This is a genomic window from Streptomyces sp. NPDC008086 (assembly GCF_042957325.1).
Taxonomy (GTDB): Bacteria; Actinomycetota; Actinomycetes; order Streptomycetales; family Streptomycetaceae; genus Streptomyces.
Window position 1 is genome coordinate 834,460 of sequence record NZ_JBIBIA010000002.1, and the last position, 14,126, is coordinate 848,585.

9 protein-coding genes, 1 tRNA gene, 1 other RNA gene and 2 pseudogenes are annotated in these 14,126 nt (G+C 71.7%); 11 read left to right on the plus strand and 2 right to left on the minus strand.

Annotated elements, in window-relative coordinates; translation table 11 throughout:
* Positions 1–23: 23 nt before the first annotated feature.
* From ACFZBP_RS09800 to ACFZBP_RS09830, 7 genes are all read left to right on the plus strand, one after another.
* A complete protein-coding gene (locus ACFZBP_RS09800) occupies positions 24–1,013 on the plus strand; it encodes an ABC transporter permease subunit (RefSeq protein ID WP_391411461.1) in 990 nt (329 codons plus the stop codon).
* Complete coding sequence (locus tag ACFZBP_RS09805; protein ID WP_383459705.1) at positions 1,010–1,897, plus strand: carbohydrate ABC transporter permease; 888 nt, start codon at positions 1,010–1,012, stop codon at positions 1,895–1,897. The genes ACFZBP_RS09800 and ACFZBP_RS09805 overlap by 4 nt, the downstream gene beginning before the upstream one ends.
* 27 nt (positions 1,898–1,924) lie before the next feature.
* On the plus strand, positions 1,925–3,244 hold the full coding sequence (locus tag ACFZBP_RS09810; protein ID WP_383459702.1) for a glycoside hydrolase family 36 protein: 1,320 nt from the start codon (positions 1,925–1,927) through the stop codon (positions 3,242–3,244).
* Positions 3,241–5,268, plus strand: coding sequence for a beta-galactosidase (locus ACFZBP_RS09815; RefSeq protein WP_391411464.1), 2,028 nt, complete (start codon positions 3,241–3,243; stop codon positions 5,266–5,268). The genes ACFZBP_RS09810 and ACFZBP_RS09815 overlap by 4 nt, the downstream gene beginning before the upstream one ends.
* Positions 5,269–5,290: 22 nt before the next feature.
* The gene (locus ACFZBP_RS09820; protein WP_391411466.1) at positions 5,291–6,604 is read left to right on the plus strand and encodes a TerD family protein; all 1,314 of its coding nucleotides are present in this window, start codon (positions 5,291–5,293) and stop codon (positions 6,602–6,604) included.
* Between the two features lie 105 nt (positions 6,605–6,709).
* Complete coding sequence (locus ACFZBP_RS09825) at positions 6,710–7,522, plus strand: DNA-formamidopyrimidine glycosylase family protein (RefSeq protein ID WP_391411468.1); 813 nt, start codon at positions 6,710–6,712, stop codon at positions 7,520–7,522.
* Between the two features lie 48 nt (positions 7,523–7,570).
* Positions 7,571–10,051, plus strand: a complete 2,481-nt coding sequence (locus tag ACFZBP_RS09830) for a SpoIIE family protein phosphatase (protein WP_391411470.1) — start codon at positions 7,571–7,573, stop codon at positions 10,049–10,051.
* A 582-nt stretch (positions 10,052–10,633) separates the two neighbouring features.
* On the opposite strand, the gene ACFZBP_RS09835 is transcribed toward ACFZBP_RS09830, so the two are convergent.
* The gene (locus ACFZBP_RS09835; RefSeq protein ID WP_383459687.1) at positions 10,634–10,855 is read right to left on the minus strand and encodes a hypothetical protein; all 222 of its coding nucleotides are present in this window, start codon (positions 10,853–10,855) and stop codon (positions 10,634–10,636) included.
* A 220-nt stretch (positions 10,856–11,075) separates the two neighbouring features.
* Here ACFZBP_RS09835 and ACFZBP_RS09840 point away from each other — a divergent pair.
* A pseudogene (locus ACFZBP_RS09840) lies at positions 11,076–11,177 on the plus strand (IS5/IS1182 family transposase); the annotation flags it as partial.
* 24 nt (positions 11,178–11,201) lie between these two features.
* Positions 11,202–11,407: pseudogene (locus ACFZBP_RS09845) on the plus strand (site-specific integrase); the annotation flags it as partial.
* 78 nt (positions 11,408–11,485) lie between these two features.
* On the opposite strand, the gene ACFZBP_RS09850 reads toward ACFZBP_RS09845, so the two are convergent.
* Positions 11,486–11,573, minus strand: a tRNA-Ser gene (locus ACFZBP_RS09850).
* Positions 11,574–11,645: 72 nt separating this feature from the next.
* Between ACFZBP_RS09850 and ffs the strand changes: the two genes are divergently transcribed.
* Both ffs and ACFZBP_RS09860 read left to right on the plus strand, forming a co-directional pair.
* Positions 11,646–11,744, plus strand: an RNA gene (ffs, locus tag ACFZBP_RS09855) — signal recognition particle sRNA small type.
* A gap of 45 nt (positions 11,745–11,789) precedes the next feature.
* On the plus strand, positions 11,790–14,123 hold the full coding sequence (locus ACFZBP_RS09860; RefSeq protein ID WP_391411473.1) for a DNA polymerase III subunit gamma and tau: 2,334 nt from the start codon (positions 11,790–11,792) through the stop codon (positions 14,121–14,123).
* The last annotated feature ends 3 nt before the right edge of the window (positions 14,124–14,126 follow it).

Sequence of the window (14,126 nt, forward strand, 5' to 3'; positions counted from 1 at the left end):
TACGGCAGATCTGGCTGACTCACATGACTACAGACATCACCAAGGAGCACCCGGAGGCGGCCGCCGTGCCGCCTCCGGGCGCTGCCCCCGCCGAGAACAACTCCACGAAGGTGCCCCAGGGGCACAAGCGTCTGCTGACCCGCCGTGACCGGTTCACCCTCGGATTCATGGCGGGCGTGCCGACGTTCCTGCACATCGCCCTGGTCTGGGTGACCGCGCTGGCCTCCATCGCGCTGGCCTTCACCACCTGGGACGGCATCGGCTTCGACTCGATCAAGTGGGTCGGCCTGCAGAACTTCAAGGAACTCTTCGAGCAGAACCCGCAGTTCTGGCCGGCTGTCGAGCACAACGTCATCTGGTTCGTCGTGCTGATCGTGATCCCGACCCCGCTGGGGCTGTTCCTGGCCGTCCAGCTGGACAAGAAGATCCGGTTCAGCAGGGTGTACCAGACCGCGTTCTTCCTGCCGGTCGTGCTGTCCATGGCCGTCATCGGTTTCGTCTGGCAGCTGATCTACAACCCGGACACCGGCCTGATCAACAGCATCATCGGGGCCAACGAGCCGGGCAAGTACATCGACTGGATCGGCGACCCGGACCTCAACCTCTGGGCGATCCTCGTCGCCGCGTCCTGGCGGCACACCGGCTACATGATGATCCTGTACCTGGCCGGCCTGAAGGGCGTCGACCCCTCGCTGCGGGAAGCGTCCGCGCTGGACGGGGCGAACGAGTGGCAGACGTTCAAGAACGTCATCTTCCCCACCCTGCGGCCGACCAACACCGTCGTGCTGGTCGTCACCATCATCGAGGCCCTGCGCGCCTTCGACCTGGTCTTCGTCTTCAACAAGGGTGCCGAGGGCACCGAGCTGCTCTCGATCCTGGTCACCAACAACATCATCGGCGAGTCCAGCCGCATCGGATACGGCTCCGCGATCGCGGTCGTCCTGCTGCTGATCTCCCTCGTCGTGATCATCCCCTATCTGGTGGCCACCTTCCGGAAGGAGCGGCGCGCATGAGCACCGCCACCGTCGCGCTCAAGGAGCGCGCCCCGGTCCGCCCCGGCCGGATCCTGCTGCACCTCTTCCTCGCCTCCATGGCACTGGTCTGGATCGCGCCGCTGGCCTGGGCGATCTACTCGGCGCTGCGGCCGTACAGCGAGACCAGCGAGAAGGGATACGTGTCCTGGCCGGACACGCTGAACTTCGACAACTTCACGAACGCCTTCACGCAGTCGGACATGAGCCACTACTTCGTCAACACGATGATCATCGCCGTGCCGGCGGTGCTGTTGACGCTGTTCCTGTCGTCCATGGTCGCGTTCTACGTCAGCCGCTTCGACTTCCGCCTCAACCTCGCGCTGCTGCTCGTCTTCACGGCCGGCAACCTGCTCCCGCAGCAGGTCATCATCACCCCGCTGTACCGGCTGTACCTGCTGATCGACCTGCCCGGCATCACTATGAGCGGCAAGCTCTACGACTCCGCGCTCGGGCTCGTCCTCATCCACGTCGCGTTCCAGTCCGGGTTCTGCGCCTTCGTGCTCAGCAACTACATGCGCTCCCTGCCGCACGAGCTGACCGAGGCCGCGCTCGTCGACGGGGCCTCGGTGTGGCGGCAGTACTGGCAGATCGTGCTGCCGCTGTGCCGCCCGGCGATGGCCGCCCTGGCGACCCTCCTGTCCATCTGGATCTACAACGACTTCTTCTGGGCCCTGGTGCTGATCTCCACCGGCGAGAACATGCCGATCACCTCGGCACTGAACAACCTCACCGGCGCGTACTTCACCGACCCCAACCTGGTCGCCGCCGGCGCCCTGCTCACCGCGATCCCCACCCTGATCGTGTACTTCGTGCTCCAGCGGCAGTTCGTCAGCGGCCTGACGCTGGGCGCCAACAAGGGCTGACCGCCCTCAGCTTGAAAGAGACCCCTCGTGCACAACCCCTTCACCCCGGTCGCCTCCGTGTCCGTGGACCCGCGCAAGGCCCGCGTCCACGAGGAGGGCTGGCAGTCCTGGAGCCCCAGCGGCGCCTACGCCCTCGGCGACAAGCCGTACCGCCCGACCAACGACAACTGGGCGACGGTCTGCTATCGCCCGGGCGTCACCGTCCCCGAGGGCACCTTCCAGGGCGAGGGCCTGCTGGCGCTCGACCCCGGTGACGGCTCGCCGGTCCGTCTGTGGGCGGCGGTCGACCCGACGCGCGAGGTGCCGTCGATCCGGCTGGCCGTGACGGACGGCGCCGTCGCGGAGGTCAGCGCGGACGGGCCGGTGAAGGAGTGGACGGGCGCCACCGTCCAGTCGGTGCTGGGCGACTGGGCCGACAGCCTCCAGCTGCCCGCCCCCGGTCCGGCGCCGACGGTCTGGTGCTCCTGGTACGAGTACTTCACCGCCGTCACCGAGGACGACATCCACGAGAACCTCCGTGCGATGGACACCCTCGACCTGCCCATCGACGTCGTCCAGATCGACGACGGCTACCAGAAGGCCCTCGGCGACTGGCTCACCCTGTCCGGCCGCTTCCGCTCCCGCGCGGGCATCGCGGACGCGATCCGGGCGCGGGGCCGCCGCGCCGGCATCTGGACGGCGCCCTTCCTGGTCGACCCGGCGAGCGCCCTGGCCGCCGAGCACCCCGAGTGGCTGGTCCGCGACGCGGACGGCGGCTTCACGCACGCCGGCCGCAACTGGGGCCACGACCTGCGCGTCCTGGACACCACCCACCCCGAGGCGGCGGCGTATCTGACGGAGGTCTTCCGGACCTTGCGCGCCGAGGGCTACGACTACTTCAAGGTCGACTTCCTCTACGCGGGCGCCCTGGACGGCGTACGGCACGACACGGAGGCGGACGCGCTGACGGCGTACCGCGAGGGCATCCGGCTGATCCGCGAGGCGATCGGCGCGGACGCCTACCTGCTGGGCTGCGGGGCGCCGCTGCTCGCGTCGATCGGTCTGTTCGACGCGATGCGGGTCAGCCCCGACACGGCACCGCACCGTCGCCCCGAGGCCGACGACTACAGCCAGCCCGGCCAGGACCCCGCCGAGTTCACCGGGGTCGGCCGGCAGTGGCAGCACGGCCGGCTCTGGATCAACGACCCGGACTGTCTGATGGCCCGCCCGGCCGTCGAGACCCGGGAGCGCTGGGCCGCGCACGTCGAGGCGACCGGCGGTCTGATGGCCTCCAGCGACCGGCTGCTGTCCCTGGACGAGTGGGGCGTGACCACCACGCGCCGCCTCCTCGGCGGAGGCGCCCGGTGAAGCGCGAACTCTCCGTCCCCGGCATCGCCTACGGCGGCGACTACAACCCCGAGCAGTGGCCCGAGGAGGTCTGGGCCGAGGACATGCGCCTGATGGGCGAGGCCGGGGTCACCATGGTCAGCGTCGGCATCTTCTCCTGGGCGCTGCTGGAGCCCAAGGAGGGCGCGTACGACTTCTCCCTCCTCGACCGCGTCCTCGACCTGCTGCACTCCCACGGCATCGCGGCCGACCTCGCGACCCCGACGGCGGCGCCCCCGGCGTGGTTCTTCAAGGCCCACCCCGAGGCCCTGCCCGTCGACAAGGACGGCCGGGGGCTGTCGTACGGCAGCCGTCAGACGTTCTGCCCGAGCAGCCCGGCGTACCGCGAGGCGGCGCTGCGGATGGCGGGGGAGATCGCCCGGCGGTACGCGGGTCATCCGGCGGTGGCGATGTGGCACGTCCACAACGAGTACGGCTGCCACAACGCCGAGTGCCACTGCGACGAGAGCGCGGCCGCGTTCCGGCGCTGGCTGCGCAGGCGGTACGCGGACGACCTGGGCGCCCTCAACGACGCCTGGGGCACCCGTTTCTGGAGCCAGTGGTACTACGACTGGGACGAGATCCTCCCGCCCCGCCCCACCGGCGCCGTCCCGAACCCCACCCACCAGCTGGACTGGCGCCGCTTCTGCAGCGACGAACTGCTGTCGCTGTACGAGGCGGAGCGCGCGGTGCTGCTGAAGGCGGCCCCGGACATCCCCGCCACCACCAACTTCATGGCGATGTACAACTTCGACGCCCTCGACTACTGGCGCTGGGCCCCGAAGCTGGACATCGTCTCCAACGACCACTACCTCCAGTCCGCCGACCCCGAGTCGCAGATCGACCTCGCGCTCAGCGGCGACCTGGTCCGCTCCCTCGCGGGCGGCCCCTGGCTGCTGATGGAGCACTCGACGGGTGCCGTGAACTGGCAGCCGGTGAACCGGGCGAAGGGCCCGGGGGAGCTGCGGCGCAACGCGCTCGCCCATGTGGCGCGGGGCGCGGACGGCATCGCGTACTTCCAGTGGCGCGCGGCCAGGGCGGGCGCCGAGCAGTGGCACTCGGCGATGCTGCCGCACGCGGGCACGGACAGCCAGATCTGGCGGGACGTCGTCCGACTGGGCGCGGACCTGCGGGCGTTGGCCGAGGTGCGCGGCAGCGTCGGCACGGCCGAGGTGGCGATCGTCTGGGACTGGAGCTCACGCTGGGCGATGGAACTCCCCTCGCAGCCGAGCGGCGAGCTGCGTTTCCAGGACCTGGTCCGTGCCTGGTACGAGCCGCTGTGGCGGGCGGGCGTCGCGGTGGACTTCGTCCGTCCCGACGCCGACCTGTCGGCGTACCGCCTGGTCCTGGCCCCGAGCCTCTACCTGGTGGACGACGAGGGCGCGGCCAATCTCACCGGGTTCGCGGAGCGCGGCGGCACCCTGGCCGTCGGCTTCCACAGCGGCGCGGTCGACGAGAACTGCCATGTCCGGCTGGGCGGTTACCCGGGCGCGTTCCGGGAGGCGCTCGGCGTGCGCACCGACGAACTGTTCCCGCTGCTGCCGGGCGAGTCCGTGGGCCTGAGCGACGGCGGCACCGGGACCCTGTGGTCGGAGCGGGTGCGCCTCACCGGCGCCGAGCCGGTCACGTCGTACACCTCCGGCCCGCTCCGGGGTGTGCCGGCGGTGACCCGCAACGCGCACGGCACCGGTGTGGCCTGGTACCTGGCCACGCTGCCGGATCCGCAGACGCTGGCCGCGCTGGTGGACCGTATCCGCGCGGAGGCGGGTGTCGAGCCGGTGCGCGGCACGCCGGAGGGCGTCGAGGCGGTGCTGCGGCGCGGCCCGGAGGCCGACTACCTCTTCCTGATCAACCACACCGACCGGCCCGCCCATGTCGCGGTCGCGGCGGACGCCACCGAACTGCTCACGGGCAGGCCGGTGCCGGGCGCGGTCAGCGTCGCGGCGGGGGAGACGGCGGTGGTGCGGGAGCCGCGCCGGGTGGCAGGCTGGGAGGACATTTCGTAGGGGGCTTTCGAGGGGTGGGGGCATGCCGGAGCTGAGCAAGGGCGGGAACATCGTGGTGGGCTCCGGGGCCCTCGTCGCCGAACTGCACGCCGTCGGCGGCACCGTCGACCTCAGCGCCCTGCTGGTGGCGGCGGACGGCAAGGTCCGCTCCGACGACGACCTGGTCTTCTACAACCAGCCGACCGCAGAGTCCGGTGCCGTACGGCACCTCGCGGCCGACGCCGACGGACCCGAGCGCGTCGAGATGAACCCGGCCGCGCTCCCCGCGGACGTGGACCGCGTGGTCCTGGTCGGCAGTTGCGACCCCGACGACGCGAGCCGCACCTTCCGTGAGGTGAAGGACGTCACGGTCCGCGCCTCCCGACTCGGCGCGGAACCCGTCCACTTCCGCCCGCCCGCCCTCACCGACGGCGAACGCGCCGTACTCCTGATGGAGCTCTACCGCAGGGGCGAGACCTGGAAGCTGCGCGCCATCGGCCAGGGCTACGCCGACGGGCTGGCGGGTCTCGCGACGGACTTCGGCATCGAGGTGGCGGAGGAACCGGAGGGGCCCGAGGCACCGGAGGAGCCCGCGCGGCTGGCGGCGGCAGAGACACCGGCATGGCCGACCCCGCCCCCGGCCGCGCCGCCCATGAACCTGCGCAAGCCCCCGCTCGGCAGGATCAGCCTCGACAAGGGCGGCCAGGTCTCGATGAGCCTGGACAAGGCGGACCGCGAGCTGGTGGTCACGGCGACCCTGGAGTGGGACGGCGGCAGCGACGAGCGCCGCAGGCGGGGCGCCGACCTCGACCTCTACGCCCTGTTCGTGCCGGCGTCCAAGGCGCTACGCGGCGACCAGCCGCCCGGCACCCTCGTCACGCCGAAGAAGAAGTCGCGCCCCGCGGCCGACGCGGACACGGCGAAGAAGGGCAAAGGCGGGGACGTCGTCTACTACAAGCGCCTCGGCTCGCTGAAGAACCGTCCCTTCATCCACCTCGACGGCGACGCCCGGGTCCCCGGCCGCGAGACCCTCCGTATCGTCCGCCCCGCCGAGCAGGGCTATGTCCTGCTGTGCGCCTACTCCGCGGTCAGCAACGGCTTCGGCTCCTTCCGCAGCTTCGGCGCGAAGGTCGTGGTCACCGACGGCCGTGGCTCGACCGTCACCGTGCCGCTCTTCGAGAACACCAAGACCCGCTACTGGGTGGCCATCGCCCTGGTCGACTTCACCGAGTCCGACGGGGCCACGATCCACCACGTCGAGGCCTACAGCGGCCGGATGACCGAGCGCCGCCCCGTGCTCCACGCGGACGGCACGGTGGAGATGAACGCGGGGCCGGTGGAGTTCAAGCGGCGCTGACGCGGGGCCGCGGCAGGGCTGAGCACCTGGTGAGGTGCAAAGGCGGCAAAAAGGGGCAAACGGTAAAGATGCGAGGCATTCATGCCCCGAAGGCCGGCGCCCCCCATGCCTGAGCTGCCGGACGTCGAGGGCTTCCGCGAGGTGCTCCGGTCCTGTGCGCAGGGCAGGGTCATCCGGCGCGTCGACGTGCGCGACCCGGGCGTCCTGCACGGGGTGAGCGCGCGGGGCCTGCGGGACGCGCTGGCGGGCCGCCGGATCACCGGGACGCGGCGGCACGGCAAGTGGCTGCTGGCCCGCACCGGCGGCCCCACCCTCGCCCTGCACTTCGGCATGACCGGCCTGCTGCTCCGCGCCCACCCGGACGACCCGCCCGAACCCCACGACCGGGTCCTGTTCACCCTGGCCCGCGACCGCCAGCTCCGCTACCGCGACCAGCGCAAACTCCAGGGTCTCTGGCTGGCCCACGACGACTTGGACGTCGAACGGCTGCTGGCGCACCAGGGCCCCGACGCCCTGACCGTGGACCGCGCGGAGTTCGAGACCGCGCTCGCCGCGCACCGCGGCCACGTCAAGGCGGTCCTGATCGACCAGTCCGTCCTGGCCGGCCTCGGCAACCTGCTGGCCGACGAGATCCTGTGGCGCGCCAGGCTGCGCCCCGCCACCCCGGCCAACACCCTCACCGAGCCGGAACGCCGCCGCCTCTACACCCAGATGCGCCGCACCCTGCGCCCGGCGGTCACCGCGGGCCGGGTCCCCCCACGCCCCGGCTGGCTCACCGGTCACCGCGACAGCCCCGACCCGCACTGCCCGCGCTGCGGCACAGCGCTGCGCCGGTCGCGGGTCGGGGGCCGTACGACGGTGTGGTGCCCGGGGTGTCAGGGGCAGGCGAACGGGGATGGGAAGGAGGAGGAGGCGTGAGCCTGTGCGGTGCCGGGGCCCCGCGATACCGAAGCGAGATGAACGATCATGGACGAGCCCGTCATCACCGGCCGGACGACGACGCGGCCGCTCGACGAGGTGGTCGGCGAGGCCCTCACGGCCCGCGTCACGGTCGACGAACGCTCCACGGTGACCGGGTGGAACGCGGGAGCGGAACGGCTGCTGGGGTACCCGGCCGACCGGATCGTGGGGCGCCCGGCGGCCGAGCTGCTGGCCGAGCCCGTCCCCGCCGAGGACCTGCCCCCCTTCGCACGGCTGCCCCGATGGCACGGCGACGTCGCCGTCCGGCACCGCGACGGCCGACGCCTGGAGATCAGGGTCCTGGCACACCACCGGACCCCCGAGACCGGAACCGGTGTCGGCGCGGGCGAGTGGCTGCTGGTCTCCGCCCTGACCGGGCAGGAGCCCGAGCCGCTCGACGACACCTTCGTGACCTGGAGCTTCGCCCAGTCCCCGTGCTGTGCGCTGGCCCTCTACGACACCCGGCTCCGCCTGCGCCGCGCCAACGCGGACATGGAACGCTCGGTCGCCCTCACCGAGCGGGACATGATCGGGTTGCGCGTCAACGAGATCGTGGACAACCTGGCAGGTGACCGGGCGGAAGCGGCCATGGCGCGGGTACTGCGGACCGGTGAGCCGGAGTACCAGGAGAACTTCCTGCGCGCCGCCGGTGAGAACCGCGAGCACGCCTGGTCGGTCTTCCTCTCGGCGTTGCGCGACGCCGCGGGCGAGGTGCGGGGGGTCTGCCTCACCGCGCACGACATCACCGAGCAGTTCTGGGCCCGTAAGCGCCTCCAGCTGATCGCCGAGGCCGGCCGGCGGATCGGCACCACCCTCGATGTGATGCGTACGGCGCAGGAACTGGCGGACGTGACGGTCCCGGACCTGGCCGACTTCGTCAGCGTCGACCTGCTGACCTCCCTGGACGACCCGCACGAGCCGCTCCCGGGGACCGGCCCCCCGGCCGGCCCGCTGGCGCTGCGCCGGGTCGCCCACCAGTCCGTGAACCCGGGCCTGCCGGAGGCGGTCGTCGCCCTCGGCGCCGTGGACGAGTACCCGGAGGGCTCTCCGCAGGTCGAGACGCTCCGCTCCGGACAGGCCCGGGTGTACGAGATGACGCACCCGGCGATCACCGCGCTGGTCGCCCGCGACCCGGTCCGGGCCTCCCGGGTCCGTGAGTTCGGCATGCACTCGGCGATGGCGGTGCCCCTGTCGGCTCGCGGCACCACCCTGGGCGTCGCCGTCCTCGTCCGCCACCGCCGGCCGCAGGCGTTCCAGCAGGACGACGTGGTGCTGGCCGAGGAACTGGCGGCCAGGGCGGCCGTCTCCATCGACAACGCCCGCCGCTACACCCGCGAACGCGGTACGGCGGTCATGCTCCAGCGCAGCCTGCTGCCGCAGCGGCTGCCCGAGCAGGCGGCGGTGGAGGTCGCCTCCCGCTACCTCCCGGCGGGCGCGCACGCCGGTGTCGGCGGTGACTGGTTCGACGTGATCCCGCTGTCCGGGGCGCGGGTGGCGCTCGTCGTCGGCGACATCGTCGGCCACGGCATCCACGCCTCCGCGACGATGGGGCGCCTACGGACCGCCGTACGCACCCTCGCCGACATGGACCTGCCCCCGGACGAACTGCTCACCCACCTCGACGACCTCGTCGCCCGCCTCTCCACCGACCGGGACGACGACCGGCCGGCCGCCGACCGGTCCCCCGAGACCGGCGTCGGCGGTGAGGTCGGCGCGACCTGTCTGTACGCCGTGTACGACCCGATCTCCCAGCGCTGCACCCTGGCCCGGGCCGGGCACCCGCTGCCGGCCGTGGTGAGCCCCGAGGGCACCGCCGACCTGGTCGACCTCCCGGCCGGCCCTCCGCTGGGCCTGGGCGGTCTGCCCTTCGAGTCGGCCGAGCTCGACCTGCCGGAGGGCAGCCTGCTCGCCCTCTACACCAACGGCCTGATCGAATCCCCCGACCGCGACGTCGACGAGGGCATCCGCCGCCTGCGCCACCTGCTCACCGGCCCGGAACCGACCCTCAACGCCCTGTGCGACAGAATCCTCACCGACCTCCTGCCACCCCGCCCGTCCGACGACGTAGCCCTGCTCATCGCCCGCACCCGCGCCCTCGACGCGAGCCAGGTCGCCACCTGGGCCGTCCCGTACGACCCCTCCGCCGTCGCCCACACCCGCAAGGACGCCCTGGCCCAGCTGGAGGTCTGGGGCCTGGAGGGCGCCGCCTTCGTCACCGAACTCGTCGTCAGCGAACTCGTCACCAACGCCATCCGGCACGCGGAACCCCCCATCCAGCTCCGCCTCATCCACCTCACCCACGACACCTCCCTCATCTGCGAGGTCTCCGACGGCGGCACCACCGCCCCCCACCTCCGCCGCGCCCGCACCTACGACGAGGGCGGCCGAGGCCTCCTCCTGGTAGCCCAACTGACCCAGCGCTGGGGGACCCGCCAGACGGTCAAGGGGAAGACGATCTGGGCGGAACAGCATCTGGTTCCGGACTAGGACCGCGGTCCCGCGCCCTGGCGCCCGCTCAGGTCTCGGCCGACCGGGGCGGACAACGTCGAAGGGCCCCACCGCGAACGGTGGGGCCCTTCGACGACGTGCCCGGTGAGGCACTGGCGGAGGATACGAGATGCGAACTCGTGAGGGGTTGCCCCCAACACGCTTTCCAACTGTGGTTCATGGACGGTTGGCCACCAGCGTGGGGGCGGCTCCGGGTCTCGCCTGAACGGCCGTGAACGGGGCTGAACGAGACGGAAACTGCGACAGCCGCGTTCCTCCGCAGCACCGGAGACGGCCCGTGGCCGGCTGCCGAAGTCACCGTCATGCGTGGAGCTAAGCCGCCTTGGGGCGCGCCGCACGCTTGCCTGAGGCGGGCTCCTGCGCATCGTCGAGTAGCAGGATCTCGTCTTCCCTGAAGTCTGGGGCCTGGAAGGGGTTTGTCGTCGGAGGCGGCGATGCTGCAGTGGAGCAGTGGGGTTGCTCTTCCGGTGCGGAGAACAGCGACGTTGGCTCGATGAGAGGTCTCTCTTCCGTTACAGGCCCCTGATGGGGCCTGGCGTGCCGTGACCGGGCACAGTGGTCCTACAGCTTGGTCATCTTGGCGTACGGGCTCAAGATCCGCATTTGCGCCGAGCCGAAATCCACCAGCGCCGCGATTCCGTCCTCGATGCCGATGACCCGGCCGAGACCGTACACGTCATGTGTGACCTGGTCGCCCGTGGCGAAGTGCTTGGGAGCCGGTGTGACCGGGGCCTTGAAGGGGCTGGTAGGCAAGTGACGCTTCATTGCAGCAGGCTTTGTCATGACTCAGTATGAGCCTACGTGTATCCCGCTCGCTGTGGCCGTCGGCACAGATCCGGACGAGAGTAACCGCGCCATGCCACTGACCTGCGGTTTCGAGACCTGGTTAGGCGAAACTCGGCCGTAGGCTCCTTCACTGACGGTGGCTGATCCCTGCACCTGGCTCGTCGTCCACCCTCAGCGTAACCGTGGGCTTGTCTCGGCATCAGTCCCGTTCACGGGGCTGAGCCCGCGCTGCTTCGGCAAACTGCTGACCACGCTGCGGCGCGATGGAGCAGATGTGGTCCACCGAGGTCGGCCGTGGAGCCTGCCGCTGGAGGACCGGGTTTGCTGATCACTGCCGACTCGCAAGGGGTACGTCTTCGCCTCGCCGATCGGCGGACCGCTGAGCCCGAACACGGCGTCCCGGACGTCGTGATCGACTCGATCATGGGTTGGGAGCCCGGGGGAGCGGCCCGGATGCGCGCCCGGTACATGCACGTGACCGGGACCATGCTCCGCAAGGTCGCCCAGCAAGTTGGCGACGCCCTTTGGGAGCTCCCGAAAACGAACTGAGACGGAAACTGAGACGGACACGTCGAAGGGCCCCACCGCGAACGGTGGGGCCCTTCGACATCGTGCCCGGTGAGGCACTGGCGGAGGATACGAGATTCGAACTCGTGAGGGGTTGCCCCCAACACGCTTTCCAAGCGTGCGCCCTAGGCCTCTAGGCGAATCCTCCGCCGCAAACAATACAAGACGTTGAGGAGTGCTCGCGAACTCGTTCCCGCCCCCCGGCATCGGGTACTGTTTGGGCAGCCCCTCACGCGGCGCTATCTGACTGAACTCCCCCAGGGCCGGAAGGCAGCAAGGGTAGGTCGGCTCTGGCGGGTGCGTGGGGGGCGCTTGCGTTCCCAGGCGGGGTGGGTTGTCAGTGGGCGCCTATAACCTCGTATGCGTGTCGTCTCTCGCGCTGTACCGCCGCTATCGCCCGGAGTCGTTCGCCGAGGTCATCGGGCAGGAGCATGTCACCGACCCGTTGCAGCAGGCGCTGCGGAACAACCGGGTCAATCACGCGTACCTGTTCAGCGGGCCGCGCGGATGCGGCAAGACCACCAGCGCGCGGATCCTGGCCAGGTGCCTGAACTGCGAGCAGGGGCCCACGCCGACCCCGTGCGGGGAGTGCCAGTCCTGCCGTGACCTGGCGCGCAACGGCCCTGGTTCCATCGACGTCATCGAGATCGACGCCGCGTCCCACGGTGGTGTGGACGACGCCCGTGAGCTGCGGGAGAAGGCCTTCTTCGGGCCCGCGTCCAGCCGCTACAAGATCTACATCATCGACGAGGCCCACATGGTCACGTCGGCCGGCTTCAACGCGCTGCTGAAGGTCGTCGAGGAGCCGCCCGAGCATCTGAAGTTCATCTTCGCGACCACCGAGCCCGAGAAGGTCATCGGCACGATCCGGTCGCGGACCCACCACTACCCGTTCCGGCTCGTGCCGCCCGGCACCCTGCGCGACTACCTCGGCGAGGTGTGCGGCAAGGAGAACATCCCGGTCGAGGACGGCGTGCTCCCCCTCGTCGTGCGGGCCGGCCAGGGCTCCGTGCGTGACTCCATGTCCGTCATGGACCAGCTCCTCGCCGGGGCGCGCGAGGAGGGTGTGACCTATGCCATGGCCACCTCCCTGCTCGGGTACACCGACGGCTCGCTCCTCGACTCCGTCGTGGAGGCCTTCGCGACCGGTGACGGGGCCGCCGCCTTCGAGGTCGTGGACCGTGTCATCGAGGGGGGCAACGATCCGCGGCGGTTCGTCGCCGACCTGCTGGAGCGGCTGCGCGACCTCGTCATCCTCGCCGCCGTACCGGACGCCACCGAGAAGGGGCTCATCGACGCCCCGGCCGACGTCCTGGAGCGCATGCAGGCCCAGGCCGGCACCTTCGGCCCGGCGGAGCTCAGCCGCGCCGCCGACCTGGTCAACGAGGGACTGACCGAGATGCGGGGCGCCAACTCGCCCCGGCTCCAGCTGGAGCTGATCTGCGCGCGCGTGATGCTTCCGGCGGCGTACGGGGACGAGCGTTCCGTGATGGCCCGGCTCGATCGACTGGAGCGGGGCGTCAACTTCTCGGCGGGCGCGGCCCCGGCCGCGGGCGGCGGTGGCATGCCCGCGATGGGATACGTGCCCGGCCCCGACGCCCACGCGGCAGCGCCCGCCGCGCCGGTTCCGCCGGGTGGCGGTCCCGCCGCGGCGCGGGCTGCCGTACGGGCGTCGGGGAGCCCGGGGCCGACGCCGCCCGCCACCGGTCCCGGGGCGGCGGCCGGTACGGCTCCGGCGGGCCAGCCCCCCACAGCACCTCCGGCCCCCACACCCGCCGAGCCGCCTCAGCCTCAGCAGTCCCAGTCCCAGTCGCAGTCGCAGCCCCAGGCCCCTCAGGCTCCGCCGACCCCTGCGCCCACGCCCACGCCCGCACCCGCACCCGCCCCGGGCTCCTGGCCCACCGCAGCCTCCGCAGGCGGCGGCCGACGCCCCGGCGGCTGGCCCACCGCCACCCCCGCGGGCGGCGGCACCCAGCCCCCCACCCCGTCCAGCAACGCCCCCGCGCCCCCGCCCCCGGCCGCGACGCCCCCGTCCGCTCCCCCCACCGGCGCGGCCCCCACCCACGCACCACCCCCCAGCGGTGGCCTCGACCCCCGCATGCTCTGGCCGAACATCCTGGAGGCGGTCAAGAACCGCCGCCGCTTCACCTGGATCCTGCTCAGCCAGAACGCCCAGGTGGCCGGCTTCGACGGCACCACCCTCCAGCTCGGCTTCGTGAACGCCGGCGCGCGGGACAACTTCGCGAGCAGCGGCAGCGAGGACGTGCTGCGGCAGGCGCTGGCCGAGCAGTTCAGCGTCCAGTGGAAGATCGAGGCGATCGTGGACCCGTCCGGCGGCGGTTCGGCTCCCCCGCCCCCGGGCGGCGGAGGCTCCTCCGGCTTCGGCGGAGGCGGCGGCGGTTACGGCGGTGGCGGCAACACCGGCTACGGCGGTGGCGGTACGTCCGCCCAGCGCCCGGCCCCTCCCCCGCCGACGACCTCGACCTCCACCCCGCCCCCGTCGGCCCCCGCGCAGTCCGCCAATCCCGCTCCGGCGCCCCAGCCCTCCTCCGCCCCGGAGCCGCCGCCCCCGGTGTCCATCGAGGACGACATCCCGGAGGACGACGACCCCGACCTCAACGAGTCGGCGCTGTCCGGCTACGAGCTGATCGTGCGGGAGCTGGGGGCGACGGTCGTGGAGGAGTTCACGAACGAATAGCGC